At 56.6% G+C, this 24,092-nt stretch carries 18 protein-coding genes; 8 read left to right on the top strand and 10 right to left on the bottom strand.

Going from position 1 to position 24,092, the window contains the following annotated elements:
* Positions 1 to 72: 72 nt before the first annotated feature.
* From JFC11_RS09280 to JFC11_RS09300, 5 genes are all read left to right on the top strand, one after another.
* Positions 73 to 2,031 (top strand): bifunctional 5-dehydro-2-deoxygluconokinase/5-dehydro-2-deoxyphosphogluconate aldolase, encoded by a 1,959-nt coding sequence (locus tag JFC11_RS09280; protein ID WP_038478787.1) that lies wholly within the window; start codon positions 73 to 75, stop codon positions 2,029 to 2,031.
* A 1-nt stretch (position 2,032) separates the two neighbouring features.
* On the top strand, positions 2,033 to 3,880 hold the full coding sequence (gene iolD / locus JFC11_RS09285) for a 3D-(3,5/4)-trihydroxycyclohexane-1,2-dione acylhydrolase (decyclizing) (protein WP_198349372.1): 1,848 nt from the start codon (positions 2,033 to 2,035) through the stop codon (positions 3,878 to 3,880).
* A gap of 86 nt (positions 3,881 to 3,966) precedes the next feature.
* Complete coding sequence (gene iolE, locus JFC11_RS09290; protein ID WP_198349374.1) at positions 3,967 to 4,869, top strand: myo-inosose-2 dehydratase; 903 nt, start codon at positions 3,967 to 3,969, stop codon at positions 4,867 to 4,869.
* Between the two features lie 36 nt (positions 4,870 to 4,905).
* Positions 4,906 to 6,408 (top strand): CoA-acylating methylmalonate-semialdehyde dehydrogenase, encoded by a 1,503-nt coding sequence (locus JFC11_RS09295; protein ID WP_198349376.1) that lies wholly within the window; start codon positions 4,906 to 4,908, stop codon positions 6,406 to 6,408.
* A 75-nt stretch (positions 6,409 to 6,483) separates the two neighbouring features.
* On the top strand, positions 6,484 to 7,605 hold the full coding sequence (locus JFC11_RS09300) for a Gfo/Idh/MocA family protein (RefSeq protein WP_038478774.1): 1,122 nt from the start codon (positions 6,484 to 6,486) through the stop codon (positions 7,603 to 7,605).
* Positions 7,606 to 7,707: 102 nt separating this feature from the next.
* Here the strand turns inward: JFC11_RS09300 and mgtE are convergent, their stop codons facing one another.
* The 8 genes from mgtE to hemP form a co-directional block, all read right to left on the bottom strand.
* Complete coding sequence (gene mgtE, locus JFC11_RS09305) at positions 7,708 to 9,063, bottom strand: magnesium transporter (protein ID WP_120386241.1); 1,356 nt, start codon at positions 9,061 to 9,063, stop codon at positions 7,708 to 7,710.
* Between the two features lie 217 nt (positions 9,064 to 9,280).
* Complete coding sequence (locus JFC11_RS09310) at positions 9,281 to 9,655, bottom strand: YbaN family protein (protein ID WP_232471422.1); 375 nt, start codon at positions 9,653 to 9,655, stop codon at positions 9,281 to 9,283.
* A 121-nt stretch (positions 9,656 to 9,776) separates the two neighbouring features.
* Positions 9,777 to 10,538: an ATP-binding cassette domain-containing protein gene (locus JFC11_RS09315; protein WP_198349382.1), complete on the bottom strand. Its 762-nt coding sequence runs from the start codon at positions 10,536 to 10,538 to the stop codon at positions 9,777 to 9,779.
* The gene (locus JFC11_RS09320) at positions 10,532 to 11,572 is read right to left on the bottom strand and encodes a FecCD family ABC transporter permease (protein WP_198349383.1); all 1,041 of its coding nucleotides are present in this window, start codon (positions 11,570 to 11,572) and stop codon (positions 10,532 to 10,534) included. Before JFC11_RS09320 ends, JFC11_RS09315 begins: the two co-directional genes overlap by 7 nt.
* A complete protein-coding gene (locus tag JFC11_RS09325) occupies positions 11,569 to 12,438 on the bottom strand; it encodes a heme/hemin ABC transporter substrate-binding protein (protein ID WP_198349384.1) in 870 nt (289 codons plus the stop codon). The genes JFC11_RS09320 and JFC11_RS09325 overlap by 4 nt, the downstream gene beginning before the upstream one ends.
* Positions 12,435 to 13,523 carry a ChuX/HutX family heme-like substrate-binding protein gene (locus JFC11_RS09330; RefSeq protein ID WP_198349385.1) on the bottom strand — a complete coding sequence of 363 codons (1,089 nt, stop codon included), beginning with the start codon at positions 13,521 to 13,523 and terminating at the stop codon, positions 12,435 to 12,437. The genes JFC11_RS09325 and JFC11_RS09330 overlap by 4 nt, the downstream gene beginning before the upstream one ends.
* A 31-nt stretch (positions 13,524 to 13,554) precedes the next feature.
* Complete coding sequence (locus tag JFC11_RS09335; RefSeq protein ID WP_198349386.1) at positions 13,555 to 15,528, bottom strand: TonB-dependent receptor domain-containing protein; 1,974 nt, start codon at positions 15,526 to 15,528, stop codon at positions 13,555 to 13,557.
* A gap of 110 nt (positions 15,529 to 15,638) precedes the next feature.
* Complete coding sequence (gene hemP / locus JFC11_RS09340) at positions 15,639 to 15,806, bottom strand: hemin uptake protein HemP (RefSeq protein WP_198349387.1); 168 nt, start codon at positions 15,804 to 15,806, stop codon at positions 15,639 to 15,641.
* Between the two features lie 256 nt (positions 15,807 to 16,062).
* Here hemP and JFC11_RS09345 point away from each other — a divergent pair, with 256 nt between their 5' ends.
* Entirely contained in the window at positions 16,063 to 18,198 is a 2,136-nt protein-coding gene (locus tag JFC11_RS09345) for a PhoX family protein (protein WP_198349389.1), read from the top strand.
* A gap of 62 nt (positions 18,199 to 18,260) precedes the next feature.
* On the opposite strand, the gene JFC11_RS09350 is transcribed toward JFC11_RS09345, so the two are convergent.
* Positions 18,261 to 18,911 (bottom strand): TetR/AcrR family transcriptional regulator, encoded by a 651-nt coding sequence (locus JFC11_RS09350; RefSeq protein ID WP_038478750.1) that lies wholly within the window; start codon positions 18,909 to 18,911, stop codon positions 18,261 to 18,263.
* Positions 18,912 to 19,012: 101 nt separating this feature from the next.
* On the opposite strand from JFC11_RS09350, the gene JFC11_RS09355 reads away from it, so the two are divergent.
* Complete coding sequence (locus tag JFC11_RS09355) at positions 19,013 to 20,173, top strand: efflux RND transporter periplasmic adaptor subunit (protein WP_038478747.1); 1,161 nt, start codon at positions 19,013 to 19,015, stop codon at positions 20,171 to 20,173.
* Positions 20,160 to 23,258, top strand: coding sequence for an efflux RND transporter permease subunit (locus JFC11_RS09360; RefSeq protein ID WP_198349391.1), 3,099 nt, complete (start codon positions 20,160 to 20,162; stop codon positions 23,256 to 23,258). The genes JFC11_RS09355 and JFC11_RS09360 overlap by 14 nt, the downstream gene beginning before the upstream one ends.
* A gap of 72 nt (positions 23,259 to 23,330) precedes the next feature.
* Here JFC11_RS09360 and JFC11_RS09365 read toward each other — a convergent pair whose 3' ends face one another.
* Positions 23,331 to 24,092: a M15 family metallopeptidase gene (locus JFC11_RS09365; RefSeq protein WP_198349393.1), complete on the bottom strand. Its 762-nt coding sequence runs from the start codon at positions 24,090 to 24,092 to the stop codon at positions 23,331 to 23,333.

Here is a 24,092-nt window from a genome sequence, read left to right on the forward strand (position 1 = left end):
CACCCAAGACGCTTTTATGCCCAGTGCCCTCTTTTGCCCGATACCACGAATTTGTGACGTGGGGAGACATTTATGCTGAATAACAATAGTCAACACCGGCCGCTTGACCTGATTTGCCTGGGACGTGTGGCGGTCGACCTGTACGCCGAGCAGATTGGCAGCCGTTTAGAAGACGTGGCGAGCTTTGCCAAGTACCTAGGTGGCAGCTCGGGCAATATGGCTTACGGCACCGCTCGTTTAGGATTGAAGTCTGCCATGCTCTCGCGGGTCGGCGATGAACAAATGGGCAATTTTGTTCGCGAGGAATTAGCACGAGTGGGGGTGGATACCTCCGCGCTACAAACCGACCCCGAGCGCCACACCGGCTTGGTACTGCTGGCGTTAAAAGATCGCGAAAGCTTCCCGCTGCTATTTTACCGCCGCGACTGTGCCGATATGGCCATCGACGCCGACGCCATCGACCCTGAATTTATCGCCCGGGCCAAGGCGCTGGCGATTACCGGCACCCATCTTTCTACCGATACCACTCGCCGGGCGTGCCGCAAAGCGCTGGACGCCGCCGCCCATCATGGCGTGAAGCGGGTGCTGGATATCGACTACCGCCCAGTGCTGTGGGGGCTGACTAACCCTGGTGATGGTGAAACCCGCTTTATTTCGGATGCAACCGTGACCACCGATCTGCAGCGCTGGCTGGCGGATTTTGACCTGATTGTGGGCACCGAAGAGGAGTTTCATATTGCCGGTGGCAGCACGGACACCTTAGCCGCTTTGCGCGCGGTACGTGAGGTTAGCGAAGCCACTCTGGTATGCAAGCTGGGGCCCATGGGCTGTGTCGTGTTTGAAGGCGCTATTCCTGACCGCATTGAAGACGGCATTCTGGTCAAGGGCGTTCAGGTCGAGGTGCTCAATGTACTGGGCGCTGGCGATGCCTTTATGAGTGGCTTGCTACGCGGCTGGCTGCGCAATGAACCCTGGCAAACCAGCGCCGGTTACGCCAATGCCTGTGGCGCGTTGGTGGTCTCCCGCCACGGCTGTGCCCCCGCCATGCCCACCGAAGACGAGTTATTTGATTACTTGGCGCGCCGGGGTGAGGTACCCCGTCCGGATATTGATCAACGCCTTAATCATCTGCACCGCGTCACTACCCGGGTGCCTAGTCAGTGGCCCGAAGTGTTGGGGTTGGCATTTGACCACCGTCGCCAGCTCACCGATATGGCCCGCGAAGAGCATGCCGACAGCGTGCGGTTGCCAGCACTCAAAAAACTCTTGGTCACCGCCGCTGAAGAGGGCGCCAAGCTGGGCGGCATCTCCACTCCCGCTATCCTGGTTGATGACGTGCTGGGTCAGGACGCACTCAATCATGCCAGTGGAAAAGGCTGGTGGATTGGTCGACCGGTAGAGCTGCCAGGCTCACGCCCGCTGCGTTTCCAGCATGGCGATGATTTAGGTGCCTGCCTACGAAACTGGCCTAGAGAGCAGATCATTAAATGCTTGGTGTTCTACCATCCTGACGATGAACTCTCACTGCGCCTAGAGCAGGAGGAGCGTCTGCGCCAGCTCTATCAGGCGGCCTGTACTTATGGGCTGGAGTTGCTGATTGAGATAATCCCTCCCGCTGATATGCAAAGCGATAACACGACGCTACCGCGCAGCCTTCAGCGACTCTACAACCTAGGCATTCGCCCAGACTGGTGGAAGCTACCCTCAATGACGGATGTTGCCTGGCAGGCAGTGGGCGAGACGATTGAGCGCGAGGATGCATACTGCCGCGGGGTTGTACTGCTCGGGCTCGACGCCCCTATGGACGACATGAAACGCGGCTTTGAAGCAGCAGCCAATCATGCCTGCTGTAAGGGTTTCACCGTTGGCCGCACGCTATTTGCTAGTGCGAGTCGTGATTGGCTGGCCGGGCGTATCGACGACGCTAGCTTGGTAGCGCGAGTCGCCCAAAACTATGCCGAGCTGATAAAGGCGTGGCGGCAACTAAGGCAGGCGCAGCCGCAAACGCTGGCCCACACGGAGGAGGCGTAAGATGAGCACCATTCGACTCACCATGGCCCAGGCGCTGGTCAAGTATCTCTCCGCTCAGCGTATTGAGATAAATGGCCAAGAAGTGGCGCTGTTTGAAGGCGTGTTTGCGATTTTTGGTCATGGCAACGTGGCGGGGTTAGGCGAAGCGCTTTACCACGTGCAAGACGAATTGCCGACCTTTCGTGCCCATAACGAACAGTCCATGGCCCACGCGGCGATTGCCTTTGCCAAAGCCAATGGCCGCCAGCGCTTAATGGCCGCGACCAGCTCCATCGGCCCGGGGGCGACCAATATGGTGACCGCCGCGGCGCTCGCTCATGCCAACCGTTTGCCGATCCTGCTGCTGCCGGGGGACACCTTTGCCACCCGCGAACCGGATCCGGTGCTCCAACAAGTGGAGCATTTCGGTGACCCTACGATTAGCGTCAACGACTGTTTCCGCCCGGTGTCGCGCTACTTCGACCGGATTAATCGCCCAGAGCAACTGCTGACCAGCTTGCCACAAGCGATGGCTACGCTTCTGGATCCTGAACACTGCGGCCCTGTAACCCTGGCGCTGCCTCAGGATGTACAGACCTTTGCCTATGACTACCCAGAGGCTTTTTTTGCCCCCAACGTGCATCGCATTCGTCGCTCGCCACCGGATGCATACCAGCTAAGCCAAGCCATTACCGCGTTGCAGCAGGCTAAATGCCCGCTGATCATTGCCGGTGGCGGCGTGCATTACGCCGCTGCCTGCGATGCCCTGGCCGAGTTTGCCAAAACACGCGGTATTCCGGTGGCTGAAACTCAGGCCGGAAAAGGCGCACTGGCCGATAGCCACACCTGTGCCGTAGGTGCCATTGGGGTGACCGGTAGTGCAGCTGCTAACCAATTGGCGGAGCAGGCGGATGTCATTCTGGCGGTGGGCACGCGTTTGCAGGACTTTACCACTGGCTCTCGGGCGCTGTTTGAAAGCAGCGATAAAACACTTATCGCCCTTAACGTTGGCCGTTTCGATAGCTTGAAGCATCAAGCGTTACCGCTTAGCTGCGATGCTTTGATCGGGCTGGGGCAACTCGACGCAGCGCTGGGCGAGTGGCGCGGTAGCGATGAATGGCGCGAACAAACCGGCACTCGCAAACGCGAATGGGCCGAAATAGTGCGCCGTGTAACCGCAGATCAAGGGCTAGCGCTGCCCACCGATGCTCAGGTGATCGGTGCAGTTAATCGCCAAGCTGGCAGCGATACTACCGTGGTCTGCGCTGCCGGTGGTTTGCCCGGCGAGCTGCACAAACTCTGGCAATGTTCGGGCCCTGGCAGCTACCACGTTGAGTACGGTTTCTCCTGCATGGGCTATGAAATTGCCGGCGGGCTGGGCGTCAAGATGGCTAAACCTGACAACGAGGTAGTGGTGCTGGTCGGTGATGGCAGCTACCTGATGCACAACTCGGAGCTGGCGACCTCGGTGATGCTGGGCCACAAGCTGACTGTGGTGGTGTTGGATAACCGCGGTTATGGCTGTATCAACCGCTTGCAGCACGCCACTGGCGGCGCGGGGTTCAACAACCTGCTGCAAGATTGCCGCACCGTCGAGGCTGGTGCACCGAAAACCGATTTTGCCGCCCACGCTAAAGCGTTGGGCTGTGAGTCTGAGTCAGTGAGCGGCATTGCGGAGCTGGAGCAGGCGTTGGTGCGCGCTCGCAGCGCCAACTCGACCTATGTGATTGCCCTGGATACTGACCCACTGCCCAGCACCCAAGAAGGCGGTGCCTGGTGGGAAGTGGCCGTGCCCGAGGTTTCCGAGCGTGAAGCCGTCAATAAAGCCTATCAAGGTTACCGCGAAGCCAAGCAGCGCCAGGCCCGCTAATCAAATACAGAACATCAGAGAGTCGGCGATAGGGTAAAGCGCCCTAACGCCAAAAATACTCAGACAAAAATGATAAGGAATACGCTATGCCGACGGTTACTTTAGGCATCAATCCGCTCACCTGGACTAATGATGATTTGCCCAGCCTGGGTGGCGCAACACCGCTGGAAACCTGTTTGAAAGAGGGGCGCGAGGCAGGCTTTAGTGGTTTTGAATTAGGTAACAAGTTTCCCCGCACGCCCGACGCCTTGAATCAGGTGCTTAGCGCCCACGACTTGGCGCTTGTGTCGGGCTGGTACTCTGCGCAGCTGTTGGAACGCACGCCTGAAGAAGAGATTGACGCTATTCAGGATCACATGAACCTGCTCAAGCAGTGCGGCGCTAAGGTGATGGTGCTATGTGAAGTTACCCACTGTGTACACGGCGATCAGGAGCGTCCGCTCTCCCAGCGTCCGCACCTTTCCGAGCAAGAGTGGCAGCGCCTGCTGCATGGCCTTGAGGTGGTGGGTGACTACCTGAAATCCCAGGGCATTCAAATGGTGTATCACCACCACCTGGGCACAGTAATCGAAAGCCAGGCCGACGTTGAGCGCTTAATGGACAACACTGGCGAAGGTGTGGGTCTACTGCTTGATTTCGGTCATCTGCGCGGTGCAGGCGGCGATCCGCTCGCCATCGCCAAACGCTACAGCCAGCGCATTCACCATGTGCACTGCAAAGACCTGCGCTTCCCTGTGCTGGACGCAGTGCGCAACCGCGATAAAAGCTTTTTAAACGGTGTGTTAGACGGCCTGTTTACGGTGCCGGGGGATGGCAATGTAGATTTTCTGCCCGCCTTAACCCACCTGTGCGAACAGGGCTACCAGGGTTGGTTAGTGGTTGAAGCCGAGCAAGACCCTGAAGTCGCCCATCCGTTGACCTATGCTCGCCTGGGGTATCGCAACTTGCGCCAACTTGCCGAGCAGGCAGGTTTCGACATTGCCAGCTAAACAGTGCCAGTCGCCGCCTTTTAATCAGGAGCTTGTATGAAGACGTTATCCCATTATCTTAATGGTGAGTTCTCCACCGGTCAGAGCCAGCGCACTGCGCCGGTTTATAATCCGGCCACCGGCGAACAAAGCGCCCTGGTAGCGCTAGCCACCGCCGATGAAACTCGTGAAGCAGTGCGCATCGCCGACGAAGCCTTTGCCGTTTGGTCAAAAGTCTCGCCGCTAAAGCGCTCGCGCATCTTGTTTAAATTCAAGGCGCTGGTCGAAGAGCACACCGATGAGCTGGCGCGGCTCATCTCCAGCGAACACGGCAAGGTGTTTTCAGACGCCAAAGGCGAAGTGACTCGCGGCCTGGAAGTAGTCGAGTTTGCCTGCGGCATTCCCCACCTGCAGAAAGGCGAGCACTCTATGAACGTCGGCACCGGCGTTGATAGCTATTCGATGATGCAGCCGCTGGGCGTGTGCGCCGGTATCTCGCCGTTTAACTTCCCCGCCATGGTGCCCATGTGGATGTTCCCCATTGCCTTGGCCTGCGGCAACACCTTTGTCATGAAACCTTCGGAAAAAGATCCCTCTACGCCGCTGCGCTTAGCTGAGCTACTTAAAGAGGCGGGCCTGCCGGATGGTGTCTTTAACGTCATCAATGGTGATAAAGAAGCGGTAGATGTGCGGCTCACCGATGAGCGTGTTCAGGCGGTAAGTTTTGTGGGTTCCACACCCATCGCCGAGTACATCTACGCCACGGCATCAGCACATGGCAAGCGTGTTCAGGCGCTGGGCGGGGCTAAAAACCATATGGTGATTATGCCCGATGCGGATCTCGATCAAGCCGTGGGTGCCCTGATGGGCGCGGCCTATGGCTCAGCAGGCGAGCGCTGTATGGCGATTTCGGTGGCCGTGCCTGTGGGCGAAGAAACCGCTAACCGCCTGCGTGAAAAGCTGGTGGCTGAACTGGATAAATTGACGGTCGGGCCTGGCTTGGTTGATGGCCCTGATAACGATATGGGGCCGCTGATCACCCGCGAGCATCGCGACAAGGTGGCGGGCTATATTCAGGTTGGTGTGGATGAAGGCGCAGAGCTCGTGGTCGACGGTCGCCAGACAACGGTTGATATCGCAGGCGATGGCTACTTTATTGGCGGCACTCTGTTCGATCATGTGACGCCAAAAATGCGTATTCACTCCGAGGAGATCTTTGGCCCGGTGCTGGCGATTGCTCGCGTGGCCAGCTTCGACGAAGCGGTCAGCATGATCAACGCTCATGAATACGGCAACGGCACGGCAATCTTTACCCGCGATGGCGATGCCGCGCGCCAATACTGCGAGCAGATCCAGGTCGGTATGGTGGGGGTTAACGTACCGATTCCGGTACCCATGGCGTTCCACAGCTTTGGCGGTTGGAAACGTTCACTGTTTGGCCCGCTGCATATGCACGGCCCCGACGGCGTGCGTTTCTACACTCGCATGAAAACCATCACACAGCGCTGGCCCAGCGGCATTCGTGAAGAGACCAACCACTTCACCATGCCGACCATGTAAGCAGTCTATGGGGCACGACATCATTCAACGCCGGGCCCAGCCCGGCGTTATTGTTTTAGAACAGGGATAACCACAATGAAAACCCTCAAGATTGGTCTAATCGGCACCGGTTTTATGGGCAAAGCCCACGCCATTGCCTTTAATGCAGCATCCAGCGTTTTTGAGCTGCCCGCTAAGCCCGTTTGCGAACTGCTGGCGGATGTCGACCTCGCCACTGCGGAGATCCGAGCAAGTGCTTGGGGATTTGCCCGTGCCACCGATGACTGGCGCGCCTTGGTAGAAGATAGTGACGTGGACGTGGTGGATATCTGCGCGCCTAACTTCCTGCATAAAGAAATGGCGCTGGCCGCTATCGCCGCTGGCAAGCATGTTTACGCTGAAAAGCCGCTGGCGCTGAGTACGGCAGACGCCGACGAGATGGTCGCCGCGGCTGAAAAGGCGGGCGTCAAAACCCTGGTAGGCTTCAACTACATTCGCAATTCTGCCACCCAGTTGGCTCGTCAGATTGTTGCCAGCGGTGAAATTGGTGAGCTGATTCACTTTCGTGGGCGGCACAATGAGGATTACCTGCTCGACCCGCACAAGCCCCATGACTGGCATACCAAGCGGGCGACCGCTGGGGCCGGTGCGTTAGGTGATGTGGGGTCGCATATCCTCAATATGGCCGAATTTTTAACCGGGCAGCGGATTAGCGAGGTTTGCGGCCAGCTACAGACTGTCATCCCCTCTCGGCCCAATGCCGACGGGAGTGCTATGGCTGCGGTGGAAAACGACGATCAGGCCCAGGCCATGCTGCGGTTTGATAAAGGGTTAATCGGCAATATCGAAACGTCTCGGGTGGCGGCTGGTCGCAAAATGGGCTTGGCCTACACGCTAACGGGCACCAAAGGTGCCATTGTGTTTGATCAAGAGCGCATGAGCGAGCTGCAGCTGTATCGCCACGGCGATGCCCACGGCAGGCGTGGGTTCACTACGCTGTTAGCAGGCCCGGAACATCCCGACTATGCCGCGTTCAGCCCCGCACCAGGGCACGGTCTGGGCTATAACGATCAGAAAATTATCGAGGTGCGCGACCTAGTGGAGGGCATCATCAACCACCGCCCCCTCTATCCTGACTTCCGCGAAGCCGCGCGGGTGAATCGTTTGATAGATGCGATTGAGTCCTCAGATAAACAAGGTATGTGGGTAGCTGTATAAAGTTACACAGCTAAATCATTGAGCTATTTTCACGTGATTAGCTATTAAAGCAGGCCCACTGGCACTGAAACGGCAGGTTCAGCGTCAGTGGGTGCCTTCTGATCACAAAATAATCAGCGTGGCTAGCCCCAGGAACGTCATAAAGCCGACCACATCAGTAACGGTGGTTAAAATGACGGCACCTGATAATGCGGGATCTATTTGCAATCTTTTCAGCACTAAGGGAATCAGCACGCCTGATAAATTAGCAAGGCTCATATTCACAAAGATGGCCAACGTAATCACCAGCGTAATCAGCGGATCGCCGAACCACAGATAGGAAATACCACCAACGACGAGTGCCCACACCAGGCCGTTACTCATCCCCACCCACATCTCTTTGTTATAGAGCCACTGTTTGTTATTACCGGCGAGCTGACCGAGCGCTAAACCGCGTATCACCACCGTGAGGGTTTGGCTGCCCGCAATCCCGCCCATACTCGCGACCACCGGCATCAGGATGGCTAGCGCTACAATTTGGTCCAGTACCTCTTCAAACTGCCCAATTACGAAGGCCGCTAAAAAGGCCGTGAGCAGGTTAATACCCAACCAAATGCCGCGGCTCTTTGCGCTGCGGAGTATCGGGGTGAAGACTTCTTCTTCGTCGCTGACGCCCGACATGTGCTTTAACGTCATGTCTGCATCATCTTGGGTGATTTCTAATACATCAGCAGCGTTCAACTGGCCTACTAACAACCCGTCGCTATCGCAAACAGGGACAAAAGGCAGCTCTTTAGAGCGGAGCAGTGCGGCAGCCTCGCTTACCTTCATCTGATCATTAAGTGTGAAGGGGGCAACCATATACTCATCAACGACGCTCTCCTGTGGTTGTTTGACTAGATCAATGAGCGTCAGCGTGCCTAACAGGCGCTTATCCTTGTCGGTAATCATAATCTGTTGTGACTCATCGTCGAGCAGGTGATGAATGCGGATATAGCGCTGTACGGCTTCCAGCGATACGCCCTGTTTTACATTGACCGTCTCTGGGTCCATGTAACGACCGACCACGTCATCTTCATAAGAATGAAGGTTCTCAACTTGGGCGCGGATCTCTTGATCTAAGCTGGCATAGACAGTCGTTTTGATCTCTTCGTCGGCGACGTCGAGAACTTCAGCCACTTCCTGAGCATCTAGGCCTTTAACGATTTGTTCTACATCGCTGGCAGAAAGGTCTTCAATATAGTCGGCACGAATATCTTCATCGACTTCGGCGAGCACTTCACCGAGCAGTGCTTCCGGAATGTGCTCCCACAATCGGTCGCGAGTTTTGGTTGGGAAAGACTCAAGCGTGCGCGCAATCGATAAGATATCGAGTTCAGTAAACAGCTCGCTTAGGGCGGCGGTATCTTCCTCATCTAACCGTTTTTGAAGATAGAGCAGTTGCTCCTCTGAATTTGTGTATTTTTCCTCATCGCGCATAGAGCCCGTCCTTATTGGAAGCTTAGTGTTAAAGAAGTGCAAACTCCTGGCGGCTCGCTTTATGAATGTTATAGACAGGTAGGGTTGAAAGCCATGGCGGTATTGTGATGCAAGCGCACGATATACCAGCCCATATCGTGCCCAAGCAGCCCTACAGCTGGAAGTGGCGAGGCGTTGATGACATCACCTCACTAAACGATGAACTATCCAGTCACATTTAACTATGAGAAGAAGGCTCTGGCCGGGTAGCCAGCCAAAGTGCAATCAGCATCAGTAGAGCCACCACTGCCCCGCTTAACCAGCCAGGCCCGAGTGACCAAACGGTGATTATTGCACTCAACGCTATCGTGCAAACGGCAAAAATCTTAGCGCGCTTGGGTATGGCGCGTTCCTGTTCCCAGGTAACCAGCAGTGGCCCGACATAGTGGCGCGAGCGAATCCAGGCTTCAAAACGTGGAGACCCCCTTGAGGCACAGTAAATAGCTATTAGCATAAACACGGTGGTCGGCAATAGGGGCAGAAAAATGCCTAATACGCCGATGCTAAAACTCATCCCTGCCAGCATTACCCACATGAGGCTGATCAGTCTCATTCTTGCTCCCCAATTGGCACACGGTAATGCATATATTGCCCGTTACGTACGGATAAGTATGGACTTATATGAAGGCTTTGCCACTCTGCGGGATAGAGCTCGTTGGCTGCTGACCATTATCTTAAGGCGTTAGGGCGAGAAGAGGGGCTGCAGCGTTACGGCTATTGATAGGCAGCAGCTCTACGTCATAAACCTCCGCGATGGTGGCGGGGTCAAGCACTAGGGCGGGCGAGCCGTGAGCAATACGCTGACCTTGATGTAACAGCCATACCCGGTCGGCGTAGGTGCTGGCGAGATTGAGGTCGTGCAGCACGCAGACAATCGCCATATGGTGCCGTTCTGCCCAGGCGCGTAGTTGACGCATTAAGCGCTGCTGCTGGCCGATATCGAGTGCGCTAGTGGGTTCATCCAGCAGTAAAAGGCCGCCATCTTTGGCGGTAGGTGAGCGCCGTGAGAGTAGTTGACAGGCACCTCGTGCAATCATTACCCGTTGGCGTTCGCCGCCAGAGAGTGAAAGTACGCTGCGTTTAGCTAAATGCGTCAGATCTAGGTCATGCAGCAGTTCCGCAATCAGTGCATTGCTGGGGTTGCTGCCTAAGCTCACTAGCTCAAAGGTTTGCCAATCAAAGCCGGGCAATTCTTGCTGGGCGACCAGCGCCCGGCGATTGGCAAGCTCGTTGATTGGCCACTCACTCAGGCGTTTGCCGTCCAGATGTAGCTCGCCCTGTTCACAGGGGCGAAACCCCGACAGCATGCTGAGTAGTGTGCTTTTGCCCGCGCCGTTGGGGCCAACAATGGCGAGTAGCTCACCAGGGCGAAGGGTGCCGTCCAGAGGCGCGATTGAGGGCGTGGTGGTAAAACTCGCCTTATGTAGGGTTAGCATGCCCGGTTCCGACGCATTAGCAGGTAAAGAAAATAGGGGCCGCCCAGTAGGCTGGTTAACAGCCCGACGGGGATTTCGGCGGGAGCGCCGAGGGTGCGCGCCAGGGTGTCGGCCACCACTAGCAGTAGTGCACCGCCTAACATAGAGGCGGGTAGCAGCAGGCGATGGCCAGGCCCGAGCCAAAGTCGCAGGCAGTGGGGGACGAGCAAACCAAGAAAGCCAATCACGCCGGTCAGCGCGACGCACAGCCCTACACCCAGCGAGGTAGCAACGACCACACGGCGTTTTAAGCACGTTGCATCCAGGCCTGCCGCATGGGCGGTAGATTCGCCTAGCTGAAGTAGGTCAAGCTCACGAGCGCTGCGTATTAACAGCCATAGGGCAACAGCAATCAGGGCAAGGGCTACGGCGGTGGTGCGCCACAGAGCGTTGGTAAGCGTGCCCATTCCCCATAAGCTGAGCTGACGAAGTTGATCGTCGCTGGCAATAAACGCCAGTACGCCGCCTCCAGCGCCTGCTAACGTGTTGATTGCTAAGCCTGCTAGTAGCAGTGACATGACGGCGGCACTGCCACCCCCTTGGCGCTTGGCAATGCCAAACACCACTAAGCAAACACTAAGCGCACCGAGAAAGCCCGCTGCAAACTGGCCGTAAAGGCTACCGGCAGCGCTGCCCTGAAATAGCACAATCCAAAGTGCTACAAATAGCCCTGCGCCACTGGCAAGGCCTAATAGCGTTGGGTCGGCCAATGGGTTTCTAAATAGCCCCTGCATGGCGGCACCACTGCCCGCCAGCATCGCCCCCACGGCAACCCCCAGAAGTAGGCGCGGTAGGCGTAGCTGCCACCATACTTGGACACTGAGCTCATCTGCGCTGCCATTAATGAGCGCCCAGGGCGACACACCTAACGCGCCTGAAGCAGCACCCCAGCCAAGGGCGATCAATAACGCCAGGGTAAGGCCACTTAACACTCGTGCTGTTCGACTAAGCGGTAACAAGGGGCGATAACGATCATGGGAAGCGCTGGTGATCATCGGCTGACCTGCTCTGTGCCAAGCAGCGCCTCAATGTCCTGACGCAAGGTAAATAGCTGGTCAGGCGTGCGGGGGCCAAAACCGAGCAGTGCCTGATCATCAATCACAATAAGCCGTTGTTCGCGTCCTGCGGGCGTTAAGCGCATCCCCGGTAACTGCCAGAGCGCGTTTTCACCGCCCAGAGCGTCCAACCCCCGTTGGGACATAATCACCAGCGCAGGTGCTTCTTTTGCCAGCGCCTCTGCGGCAACGCTTTGATAGCCCGCCATATCGCCAAAAGCATTGTCGAGGCCAACGGCATCCAAGGCTATATGGGCGGCGGTGTCGCTGCCGGCAACCCGCGGTGTTAGGCCACTATGGTGAAGAATAAACATTGCACGCGTATCAGGCAGCGGGGGAAGAGCCGCCAAGCGCTCAAGCGTCGCGGTGAGTGAGGTTGCTAACTCGTCACCCCTTTGTTGGCGTTGCGTGTGCTGAGCCACTGTGCGGACTTTCTCGGCAATCGAGGAAAGGTCAGCAGGGGCATCAATCACATCAACCGTTACGCCCACGGCCTCTAGCTGTTCCAACACTTCTTTCGGGCCGGAATGTCCCGCTGCTAACACACGATCCGGCGTCACTGAGAGTACGCTTTCTGCCGACAGCTGGCGCAGGTAGCCTACCGAGGGCAGTTCGGCCATTTCGGGCGGGTGGAGCACCGTATCATCGCGGGCAACGATATCGATATCCGCGCCAAGCGCGGCGATGGTTTCAGCGATATCGCCGCCCAGAATGACCCAGCGTTCGTTGGCTAGCGCCCCTCCAGTGGTTAACCAGCCAATCAGTAGCGCGGCAAACGACTGGCATGCGAAGCGTGTGACATTCATGCCACGGCCTCTTGGTTACCGAGTTCATTCAGTAACTGCCGCCACTCGGGACGCTCCACGCGACCTTCCTGGCGCTCAGCGTAAATTTGCAGCACCAAAGAACCCTCTGCATCAAAGGCTTCTACACTGGTGACGCCACCGTCGCGGTTAGGCTTGCTGACCTGCCACACTTGCTCAATGGCGGTGTCATTAAGGTGCAGCGTGAACTGCTCGCCAAACAGGTTCAGCCAGCCGCGGGTGCGCTGAGGTTCAGGTAGTGTGCCAGTGCGAATTTGCACGCAGCCAGGACTGGCCACGAACAGCATCAGTGGCAGTGCGCGCTGACTTGCTTTGGTTAACAGATTTTCCAGGGCATCGACGGGCAGCGCGCGAGTATAACGGCCTTCCATTAGCTGGTTGGCTTCCAGACGCTCTAGATGGTGGCGCTGAAGCAGGGCGAAAAATTGGTGCACATCACGCATCGCCGCCCACTCGCTGGCGAGTGTCGGCGCTTCAGGAAGAGCACGCTTTAAGCGGGGCGCGCTTTGGGTAAACGCGGGGGTATCTATGGTGCCTAGGGCAGCTAATGCGCCCCATGGGCGGGGCAGCGGATTTTCCAGCGCAAAGCTTTTGTGAATGGCACAGCCATGCTGATTGAAAATTTGCAGGCTCCAGCGCCACTGACCTTGTTCACTCTCCGTTGGCAGAGGGGCGCGGTTAGAGCCATGGATAGGAGCATGAATAGGGTCGCGGATTAGGCAGGCCCAGTGCCAATGGGAATACAGCAACCGTAAATCTAAGCCACCTGGGTCAAGCAGCAAGCCGGTTTGCGGCCCGCCATCCAGGTCAGGGTAATCACCGGTTTGCTCGAGCACGGCTAAACGAGAGCGGGTGAGCGCTTTGACTCGGCCTAACAGGGGGAGGCGAGCCGCAAGGTCTTTCGGCGCGAGGGGCAGCGTCCATACGTCACGGCCTAAGCGCGCGGCCTGAAGTTCGCCTTCACTGATTGATAAGCGCTCGGCAATATCAATCGCTGGCAGGCGAGGCTGTGCTGCTCGTGCTGCGTCAAAGGCTTCAAGAATTGCGATCTGCTGGGACTCAATCATACGTCACCTCTAGGCTTAACATTGCAAGGAGTTACCACTGCCAGTTGAGGGTGGCGAACAGGCTACGTCCGTCGCCCAGACTGCCATCGGGCCGATACCACACTTTGTCGCCGAGGTTGGCGAGGCGCAGCGCGGTATCAATAGCGGGGGTGATTTGCCAAGCAAGGTGGATATCGTGCAGCCCATAGCCTGGCAGGCGTTCATCGTCGCCCTGTTTGTCGAACGCCTGAGCAAAGCGGCCCTGCCAGCCGATCCGTACAGCGCTGTTATAAAGTGCAACATCACTGCCCAGCGTCATTTCCAGGGGTGTTTGGCTACCCAGAGCCTCACCGCTGTCGCGATCTTTGCCGGATACCTCTGAAAGACCTATAAAGCTGGTTAGCAGCGGGAATGCGCTAGGTTGCCAAGTAAGTCGGGTGTCATAGCCCCATAGCTGAGCACGCTGCACGTTTACGGCTTGAGTTGTGCCCGCCATGATATCGACCTGAGTGTCAATGAAGTCGTCTGCACGAGTGTCGAAGTAGCTGGCGCGCGCCTGCCAGTCGCCCTGGTGCCATACCACACCGCTTTCCCAGGTGCGGCTGGTTTCAGGCGACAGGTTAGGGTTGGGAATCCAGTAGTTGTCGGGCGTACAGAAAAATGGTCCTGCGCAGAAACCGGCAAAGTGGCGCTCGTTAGCGTAAAGCTCGGAAAGACTGGGTGCGCGGAAGGCTTCGGCGTAGCCGGAGAACAGCATCAAGGTGTCGTCGGGCCGCCAGGCAAGGCGGAAGCGCGGCGACACTTGGTCGTGCACGCTGTCGGCATCGTTTTGACCGCTGGCGTCATAGCGGTCGTAGCGAGCGCCTATGCCAACGTCAAACTCCCCCGCGCCGCCTTCAGCCAAGTAGCTACCGGCAGTGAGGGTCGTGTCTAAATATGCCGCTTGGGTATCAATATCTGCGTGGGGGAAACCATTCGCTTCACCGTCAGGCCGTTGGCGAGCCTGCTCCAGCTCTGCGCCAAACACCAGCGTTTGTGAAAGCCAGCCATGGTCGATGCTGTGATAGCCATCGCTCTGCAGGCCGATCCGCTCAAGGGTACGGCTAGCCTGGGGCTCGTCGATATCCTGTTGGCTAAAGGTAAGCTGTGAGGTGATTTCAGTGGCACCACTCGGTTGCCAGCGGTGGCCAAGTTGTACGTTATTACTCTCAACATCACGATCGCGTAATGGGTTGCTAGCGCTGGTGGATAGCTGCTGCGGATTAGCGGGTTGGGTGGCGCGCTCATCATAGTGCTGCCAGCTAATAAACACCCGTTGGTCGTCGCTTGGTTCCCAGCCGCCTTTCAAAAGCAGGCTATTGAGGCTGGCATCTTCTACTGCTTCATCACCGCCCGCGCGACGAATATCGCCGGACTCGCTACGGCCCACAGAAAATAGCCCATCCACTTGCCCATTAGCCGTGTCGCGGCGGCCAAACGCCGTCAGGCTGCCGCGTAGCTCGTCGTTAGCTGTTGCCCCGCCCAGGGAAAGGCGTGCGCCGCTATCTTCACCTGGGGCTAATAGGTCGCTGGCCTCGACACTGGTAAAGCTAACAACGCCGCCCATGGCATTGCTACCGTACAGACTGGAAAGCGAGCCACGGGCAATCTGCACCTCTTGAATCAGCGCTGGGTCGAGGAAGAAGTTGCCCACATGGCCAGTGGAAATATCCTGGCGAACACCGTCCAGGCGCACCAGTACACCATTTCTGCCGAAGCCACGCATACTCAGCGTTTGGCCGTTACGGCGCCCTTGGCCAGCAACATGCAGGCCAGGCTGGCGGCTCAGCACGTCTTCAACGCGGCTCGCGGTGGCAAGCGTTGCGTCTTGGCGGTCGATGATATCGATAATCAGCGGTGCGCGGGACAGATCCGTCGGTGCTCGGGTGCCTGTGACTGTGAGGGGGTCTAAGCCCGAGTCATTGGCGTTGGCAGGCAGAAGAGGGAGTAAGGTAAGGCAGAAGCCTAACGTGTGCGTTGGTTTCATGGGCCAGACAGTTCCAGCAGAAAGTGATGGATAATGTTGCTGGCTGGGTGCGATGGGCTACCTGGCTGGCTAAAAGGGTTAGTAGTAGGTAAGTGATTATTTTAAAAGGCTTACGCCGTTAAGATCAGCTTGCCGCTTTTCGTGCGTCGCAGCACATAGCGTCGCTGTTCATGGTGAATAACCAACAGACCGTCTTGATCAAGCAGCGCCTGACTTGTCACTTCGCGAGATGCGCTAGGCGAGCCTTCTGGCGGAACGTCTTTTTTTCTGGGCTGCATGAGAGGTTGTTTCCTGTGGTAATGATAACTATTAACATTAATTTAGCAGATTTGACTACCTCTCACAACCATCACTCCCAACCTTTCCTAATCTCCGTACAGATGCTTAATCCACAGTTTTTAAAGGTGGGGAATCGCTTGCTGATAAACGTTCACCTAACAGTAGAGTGCTCGTCATTACCCTGTCATTTAAATTGATTAGTGTCCTCTTAACATAAAACTAGCGCGTGTTAACCGTGACGAGAGGACTGTTGTTATGAGCAAGGAAATTGAAGATCATCGCCTGTTAAATCAGAGCAGCAACCAGCCGTTTGCGGATGTGTTAGCGCAGCATGTTTCGCGACGAGCGGTAATGCGTGGCGGCTTAGGTTTGGCCGCTGCTTCAATGCTTGGCTTTGGCGGTGCCGCCCAAGCATTGGCTTCAAACGGGGCGCAAAAAACGCCGTTGACGCTGGCGTTTGAGGCGGTTCAAGGATCGCTAACGGATGCTGTCGTAGTGCCTGAAGGCTATGTTGCCCAAGTGCTGGTGCCGTGGGGCACGCCGTTGAGCACTGGTGACAGCTGGCAGTCCGACCAGCCAATGACTGCCGATCGTCAAGCCTCTAGCGTGGGTATGAACCACGATGGAATGGCTGGTTTTGCACTGGATGCCGATAACGCCTCACGGCGCTTTGTGCTGGTGCTCAACAACGAATATATCGATCAAGCAGCGCTGTGGGCACCTCAAGGTGGCCCGACCAATACGTCAGAAGGCAAGCGACCCGCCGAAGAGTCGCGTACCGAAATCAACGCTCACGGTGTCACCATTGTGGAAGTTGAGAAAGACACTAACGGACACTGGTCGCATGTGCCTGGTTCCCGCTATAACCGCCGCCTTACCAGCGCGACGGTGATGGAAATGGCTGGTCCAGTGGCGGGCAGTGACTATGTGAAAACGCGCTTCTCACCGGCGGGTACGCAAACCCGTGGTACCAATAACAATTGTGGTAATGGGTTAACGCCCTGGGGCACTTATATCGCTTGCGAAGAGAACTGGCCCAATGTGTTTGTTAATCACGGCCAACTCTTCCAGGACGATGCGCGGATTGGTATTCCTACCGATAAAAGCCGCTATGGTTGGGATACCTCGGCGGGTGATGCCTCTGAAGAAAGCGATGAATTTGCCCGTTTCGACATTACGCCACGGGGTGAGCGCGCCGAAGATGATTACCGCAATGAAGCGCGCACTTTTGGCTACCAAGTTGAAGTCGACCCCTATAGTGATGCTCACGCGGTAAAACGCACTGCACTTGGTCGTTTCCGTCATGAAGGGTGTTGGCTAGGTAAGCTGGAAGCAGGGCAACCCGTGGTGTACTACTCTGGCCACGACTCCCGCAACGAGTACGTCTATAAATACGTTTCTGACGCTGCCTGGGACCCCGCCGATGCCAATCGCCCAGGCGAAGCGTATGACCGCCTCGCCATTGGTAGTAAGTATCTGGATAACGGCACCCTCTATGTGGCTCGCTTCAACGCTGATGGCAGCGGTGAGTGGTTGCCGCTAACACCTAGCGCGCAAACACGCGATGGCCGCTCGTTGGCAACGGCTTTGGGGTTGGCAGAGAATGATTTAGCTGGGGTGATTATTAACACCTGTGATGCAGCAGATCTAATGGGAGCGACACCGATGGACCGCCCGGAGTGGGCAACCGTGGATCCTTCCTCTGGCGAGGTGTATCTAACGCTGACCAATAATTCGAAGCGTAGCGAAGAAGCTGCAGCGGCCACTTTCACCAATCAAGGCGATGACATTGCTCAGCTAGGGGTAGGCTATGAGACAGCTCCGGCAAACGCTGTTAATCCACGCGCTAATAACGAAGCCGGTCACATAATCCGCTGGCGTGAAAGCCGCTTGCCGAATGCATTTCGTTGGGAAGTGTTTGTGTTTGGTGCCGCCACTAATGACGAAGGTAATCATTCCGGCCTGACTGAAATGAACCAGTTTGCCAGCCCCGATGGTCTGTGGTTTGACCAGCGTGATGATGGTCAGGGCATTCTCTGGATACAGACCGATAATGGTTACGAAGGCATTACCGAGTACACCAACGACCAGCTATTAGCCGTGGTGCCTAACAGCCTGGACGAGATTCAGGGTACCGGTCCGGTGATTAACAACAGCAACCAGCAGCAACTGAAACGCTTCGCCGTAGGGCCGAACGGTTGTGAAGTGACCGGCATTTTTGCGACGCCGGACAAAACGGCGCTGTTTATTAATATTCAGCACCCCGGCAACTGGCCCGCGGATGGTAGCGCACTGACCCAAGATGCCACCGCTGAGACCAGTGGCCAAGTACGCCCTCGGGCATCTACCGTTGTTATTCAGAAGCGCGATGGTGGGCCAGTGGGCGTTTAAATTAATAAGTAAGCATTGCGAAAGCCCCGTTTATGACGGGGCTTTTTTGCATACGGGGGCGCTCAATGGTTTCCATACGCTGCCAAAAATACATCCACGGCGCTGCTGATCTGACGATGAATTTCTTCATCGCTGGGGAGCTGGCGAACCCCCATACGCACCTCCATAACCAACATGCCTTGCCACATGCTACAGAGTTGGTCGGCGGCTAGTGTGGGTGCGTTAAGTGTTAAATGCCCGGCGCGGGCTAGCCCCTCAAGCTTTTCCTGCAGCCACTTTTTAGTGGCCCAGGGGCCTGCTTCGAAAAAGGCCAGAAGCAGTTCGGGGTACTGATTTCCCTGTGCACTCATGACGCGCTCAACGGCTAACACGTGGGGCTCCAACAAAAAGCGCACGAGGCTTGTGCCGACTTCAATCAGTGACTGACGAACGGCTTCATGAGTGTCGGGAAGCTGTTCTAGACCATGACGAATGAGGGCGGTTTCACGCTGAATGACGTTGCCAAATAGCGCTTCTTTGGTTGCAAAATGGCCGTACACAGTCACTTTGGAAACACCTGCTTCACGGGCAACGGCTTCCATGGTCACCCCTTCGAGCCCAAAGCGAAAAAATAGGCAGGCCGCCGCGTCTAGCATCGCGTTGTGCTTAGCCATATCTTTGGGGCGACCGGCGCTGCGTTTTTTGTCAGGCGGTAAAGGTTGCGAGTCCGTCATTCCGTAAAATCCGTGCCTATCGAATAAATAAATATTGAACGCTGCCGTACACATATTATAGTGAACCGTATCGTTCAAGAATAAACCATTTCGAGGCCATTATGGACACGTCCTTCAATACTTCCTGGCGCCACCGGAGTCGTGGCACGTTGGCGGCCTTAATTATGATGAGTGTCACGGTAGTTACGGTGGTTGCGCTTACTAGCCAGCACAGTCGTGCCCAGTTGGCCAACCAGCAAGAAACTGATAACGCTTTGTTGCAAGTGGTTACGCAGTCTCTTGCCCACTCCGAACAGCTGGAGCGGGACGTGCGCTTAACGGGGCGAGTGGTTGCACGTCAGTCAGTGTCGCTTGCCTTTGAACCCGCTGGCCGTGTTAGCGAGGTGTTGGCTGATAGGGGGAGTGCGGTTGAGCAGGGCGATGTGCTAGCGACACTGGATACCCGTCGTCTTGAAAGCCGTTTGGCAGAAGTGGCCGCACGCAGTGAGGAAGCCCGCGCCGGTCTGGCTTTTGCTCAGCGCCAAGAAGAGCGTGAAGCGCAGCTTAATCAAAGTAATTTTGCCAGCCGTACGACGTTGGACCAAGCACGCACGGATCGGCTCACGCTTCAAGCTCGCCTTGCGGCACTGGCGGCTGAACGAGACAGCCTTACTGCTGATCTTGAGGACAGCACGTTAAAAGCGCCCTTCGCTGGACGCGTTATTGAACGTCATGTCAGCGTTGGTAGTTTAGTGACGAGCGGAACCGCCGCGTTTGAGCTTATCGATGTTGAGCAACTTGAAGCGCATCTAGGATTGCCTGCTCGGTTAGCGTCGACGTTTACACCAGGCGAGACGGTCACACTCAACGTTAATCACCACGCTATTGGCGGTAAGGTGCGTGCTCGGCTACCCCATATTGACAGCGACAGTCGCACGCAGACGCTGGTTGTCTCGCTTGACGCCTCAAACAGCGCGGTGCCTGGTGACCTCGTTGAACTTAGCTACGCAGTGGTAGAGCCTGCCAGTGGCTATTGGGTGCCGCTAGATGCCTTACGTGCTGCCGAGCGAGGATTGTGGAACGTACTGGTGGCAGAGCCGCTGGAAGAGGGGCATTTTCGTGTGGCACGGGCGAGCGTGGAATTACTGCACACTGAAGGCGATCAAGCCTTTGTGCGCGGAACCCTTGAGCCAGGAATAAGGATAATTACTAGCGGCATTCACCGCATCACCCCTGGGCAGCAGGTCACCCTCAGCGAGGATATGGCTTATGCAGCGCATTGAGTGGTTATTTAATCGCCGTTTAGTGGCACTAACCTTGGGGTTGCTGGTTGTGGCTGGGCTATCGGCTATTCAAACGCTTCCTCGGGCAGAAGACCCTCATCTGATTGCGCGTATGGCTACCGTGCTTGCGCCGTTTCCTGGTGCTACGCCTGAGCAGGTTGAAGCGCTGGTAGCGCGGCCTATTGAAAACGAGTTGCGCACTATTTCAGAAATCCAAGTGCTTGAATCTACGTCGCGCCAGGGCATCGCTGTTATCAGTCTTGAATTAGAAGACGCGGTTATTGATGTCACCCCTGTGTGGAGCCGAGTACGAGATAAATTAGGCGATATCGCGCCAACCTTGCCAGCCGGTGTGCAAACACCAGAGCTGCTGGATGACCGCGGTTACGCCTTTAGCATGGTGGCTGCCCTGCGCTGGACACTAGATTCTTCGCCCAACCCACAGTTGATGGAGCGCTACGCCGAACGCCTAGAAGACCAGTTTAGGCGTGTTGCAGGCACGGAGTACACCCATCTGTTTGGTGTCGCAGGGGAGCAGGTCGAGGTCATGGTCGACCCCTTAGAGCTAAATGCGTTGGGGCTTTCCGTAGGCCAATTGGCCGCCGCCATTGAAGCAAGTGATGGCCGCCGCACGGCAGGCGAAGTGGTCACTCGAGGCCATCGGCTAACGGTCGGGCTGAGCGGTGAATTTGATACGTTGGACAGGTTGCGCGATGTCGACGTGGCTATCCGGCAAGGTCAAACGGTTAGGCTAGGTGAGATTGCCGAGCTGCGCCGCGGCGTGCAGGACCCGCCCGCCGCCATGGCGCTGCTTAACGGCGAACGAGCCGTGTTTGTGGGTGCCCGTATGGCTCCCGGCCAGCGTATTGATGTTTGGGTTGAACGGGCTCAGCAACAACTCATGGCGTTTGCTGACGAGCTGCCCGTGGGCCTTGATGTTGAAGTGATGTTTGAACAAGCAAGTTACACCAATCAGCGCTTAAGCGATGTCGCTAGCAGCTTGCTGATAGGGTTAGTGCTGGTAGTGGCTATTCTGTTTTTAAGCATGGGCTGGCGCTCGGCGATCACCGTGGGACTAGCGATTCCCGCCACGGCGCTGCTCACGTTGGCGTTTTTCAAGCCGCTGGGTATTGATATCCACCAAATGAGCATTACCGGCATTATTGTGGCACTGGGGTTAATGGTGGATAACGCCATTGTCATGACCAACGCCCTTCGTGAGCGCTTCTTGCAAGGGGACTCAGTGATTGCCGCGACCCGAGATGCCTTGCGCCATTTAGCCGTGCCGTTACTCGCCAGCACCCTGACGACCATTCTAGCGTTTATGCCAATTGTGCTAATGCCAGGGCCCGCCGGAGAGTTCGTAGGACCGCTAGCCATGGCCGTTATTGTAGCGCTGGTGAGTTCTTACTTGGTATCGCTGCTGTTAGTGCCAGCGCTCTCTCCGATGCTGCTGGCCAGCGTGGCGAGGAAACCGTCAGGCTCACAAGATAACGTGGTCAAGCGTGGTTTTCGGCGTGCCGTACGTAGCTCGCTGCGTCATCCGGTGGCTGCCATGATCATTACCTTATGCGTGCCTGTGAGTGGCATCGCGCTAATGCCAACGTTAGACGTCGCGTTTTTTCCACCGGCAGACCGTGACCAATTCCACATTGAAGTACGCTTGCCACCGGCTAGCAGCATCGCCAATACCGCTGCGTTGGCCGATGAAGCCGTAACCCTTATCCGAGAGCTGCCGGGCATCAAGCGGGTGTCGGCATTTATCGGCGAAAGTGCCCCCATGATGTACTACAACGTATTGACCAATGAGGATAACAACCCGGCGTTTTTACACTTGATTGTCGATGCCGAGTCGTTAGCGGTGACTAATCAGCGGGTGCCAATGCTGCAGCAGGTGCTTGATCAGCACTTTCCGCAGGCCCAAAGCGTGGTGCGTAAGTATGAGCAGGGGCCTCCGTTTAAAGCACCGATTGAGCTACGGGTCTATGGCGATGACTTGGACATACTGTCATCGCTGGGGCTTGAACTCGCGAATCTAATGCATCAGTTGCCGCAGGTGACCCATGTGCGCGCAGGTATGCAGCGCGACCTGCCCAGGCTAACGCTGGATATCGACCAAACGGCGCTTCACGATGCAGGTTTAACGCCACAACGCCTAGCGGAACAGGTTGGTGCTGCACTGTCGGGCCAGTCTGCAGGCATGCTGCTGGAAGATACTCAGCAGCTCCCTGTTCGGGTACGGTATGTGGGTGAGTGGCGCACCGACGCTGAACAACTTGCCGCGCTGCGCTTAGTCAGCGATAGCGTCGCAGAGGGGTTGCCGCTAGCGGCAGTGGCGGAGGTATCGCTAACGCCAGCCTGGAGCGTGATTACTCGCCGTAATGCTGAACGGGTGCAGCTAGTACAAGGCTACTTGGTGGCCGATGCGCTGCCGGCAGTTTCCATGGCACAGCTAGAGGACGCGTTGCAGAACGCGCTCAATGCAGGAGAAATTCACCTCCCTTCTGGCTATCGCATTGAAACCGGTGGTGAGGCCGCCGAACGCAACGAAGCCGTGGGTAACCTGCTGGCCTCGGTGATACTGTTGGTGATTGCCATGGTGGCAACGGTCGTGCTGGCGTTTAATTCCTTTCGCCGCGCTGCCATTGTGTTTATTGCCGGTGCCCAGGCGATGAGCATGGGCATTGTAGCGCTGCTGCTCAGTGGTCATGCATTCGGTTTTGTCATTATTGTCGGCATTATGGGGCTTGTGGGTGTGGCGATTAATGCCACTATTATCATCATTGCTGCGTTTGACGACGATGAAGCGGCACGCCAAGGCGATATCGATGCCATGTTAGCGGTCATTAGCGGCCCCACCAGTCGTCATATTATCTCAACGACGATCACCACTTTTGCCGGATTAATTCCATTGATGATGGCGGCAGGTGGATTGTGGCCACCTTTCGCGCAAACCGTCGGATTTGGACTGCTTTTGGCAACGCTGGTGTCGTTTTTCTTTACTCCAGCGCTTTATCGGCTTTGGGTAGCAAGAGCAAACTCGTCTATCGGTAGCAAGCATGCGGTAGCGGGAAACGCAATCTGAGCATCCTTGCTAAGGTGGTGTGAGTTCTAGGCGACGATGCCCTTTACCTGGAGTGGCATCGTGCCTAGTCAACTACAGCTGTCGGCGCCAGCGATTCTCAATGGTGTCCAACTCTGTCGGGCCGTAATGCGCCTGCTGATGTGACCCGTAGTAGGCCCATAATTGATCGCCGTAATCGAAGTGCCACCACTCGCTAGGCAGGTTAGTGAAGCCTTGCTGTTGCATGGTGTGATACAGCAGGCGGCGATGATCGCGGGCGTTAACTTGCTGCGGCGTTAGCGTTTCCAGGCGCTCGAAATAGTCGCTATGAGAGGCAGGTATCGCTTCATCAAACAGCGTCCCCATATCCAGCGGCAGGCCATCGGCATCACATAGCGTGACATCGACGGCGCCGCCGGTGAGATGTGGACTGGGTTCTAATGGGTCGCGGCTGGGGACTGAGACAAACTCCCGTGTGCGCTCTAGTAGCTCCGCTTCACTGAGGTCGGGCTGATGATGTTGGATAGCTTCGTGCAGGGTATCAAATAAGTACTGCTGCACCCGCCATGGACGCCAGCCGTCGAGTACGATTAAGCCGATCCCCTCGGGGAGGCTGCGTGCTGCGGCGAGTAGCGCCCGATAAACGCTTTCCCGAACGAAACACTCCGGTACCGCGCCGGGAATGCCCAGCCGAGCATAGGCGGGGAATACGCTAACCGGTGCGGGGGCGAGGCTCATTGGCACCAAGCGCTCACCGTTATCTTCAATAGATGTTCGGCGCAGCTGTTCCCAGTTTGGAGCTAGGTGGCTGGGTAGAGGCGGCAAGGCCTTCAATAGTGTGTTCAAAGGCATCAT

It is taken from the genome of Vreelandella alkaliphila, assembly GCF_016107625.1.
In the GTDB taxonomy this organism is placed as follows: domain Bacteria; phylum Pseudomonadota; class Gammaproteobacteria; order Pseudomonadales; family Halomonadaceae; genus Vreelandella; species Vreelandella alkaliphila.

Coding starts and splice junctions, on each gene's coding strand:
- JFC11_RS09300 (WP_038478774.1), top strand. CDS start 6,484: ATGAAAACCCTCAAGATTGGTCTAATCGGCACCGGTTTTATGGGCAAA.
- JFC11_RS09330 (WP_198349385.1), bottom strand. CDS start 13,523: ATGATTGAGTCCCAGCAGATCGCAATTCTTGAAGCCTTTGACGCAGCA.
- JFC11_RS09355 (WP_038478747.1), top strand. CDS start 19,013: ATGGACACGTCCTTCAATACTTCCTGGCGCCACCGGAGTCGTGGCACG.
- JFC11_RS09325 (WP_198349384.1), bottom strand. CDS start 12,438: ATGAATGTCACACGCTTCGCATGCCAGTCGTTTGCCGCGCTACTGATT.
- JFC11_RS09360 (WP_198349391.1), top strand. CDS start 20,160: ATGCAGCGCATTGAGTGGTTATTTAATCGCCGTTTAGTGGCACTAACC.
- JFC11_RS09365 (WP_198349393.1), bottom strand. CDS start 24,092: ATGATGCCTTTGAACACACTATTGAAGGCCTTGCCGCCTCTACCCAGC.
- JFC11_RS09350 (WP_038478750.1), bottom strand. CDS start 18,911: ATGACGGACTCGCAACCTTTACCGCCTGACAAAAAACGCAGCGCCGGT.
- mgtE (WP_120386241.1), bottom strand. CDS start 9,063: ATGCGCGATGAGGAAAAATACACAAATTCAGAGGAGCAACTGCTCTAT.
- JFC11_RS09315 (WP_198349382.1), bottom strand. CDS start 10,538: ATGCTAACCCTACATAAGGCGAGTTTTACCACCACGCCCTCAATCGCG.
- JFC11_RS09280 (WP_038478787.1), top strand. CDS start 73: ATGCTGAATAACAATAGTCAACACCGGCCGCTTGACCTGATTTGCCTG.
- JFC11_RS09335 (WP_198349386.1), bottom strand. CDS start 15,528: ATGAAACCAACGCACACGTTAGGCTTCTGCCTTACCTTACTCCCTCTT.
- JFC11_RS09320 (WP_198349383.1), bottom strand. CDS start 11,572: ATGATCACCAGCGCTTCCCATGATCGTTATCGCCCCTTGTTACCGCTT.
- JFC11_RS09345 (WP_198349389.1), top strand. CDS start 16,063: ATGAGCAAGGAAATTGAAGATCATCGCCTGTTAAATCAGAGCAGCAAC.
- JFC11_RS09310 (WP_232471422.1), bottom strand. CDS start 9,655: ATGAGACTGATCAGCCTCATGTGGGTAATGCTGGCAGGGATGAGTTTT.
- JFC11_RS09295 (WP_198349376.1), top strand. CDS start 4,906: ATGAAGACGTTATCCCATTATCTTAATGGTGAGTTCTCCACCGGTCAG.
- hemP (WP_198349387.1), bottom strand. CDS start 15,806: ATGCAGCCCAGAAAAAAAGACGTTCCGCCAGAAGGCTCGCCTAGCGCA.
- iolE (WP_198349374.1), top strand. CDS start 3,967: ATGCCGACGGTTACTTTAGGCATCAATCCGCTCACCTGGACTAATGAT.
- iolD (WP_198349372.1), top strand. CDS start 2,033: ATGAGCACCATTCGACTCACCATGGCCCAGGCGCTGGTCAAGTATCTC.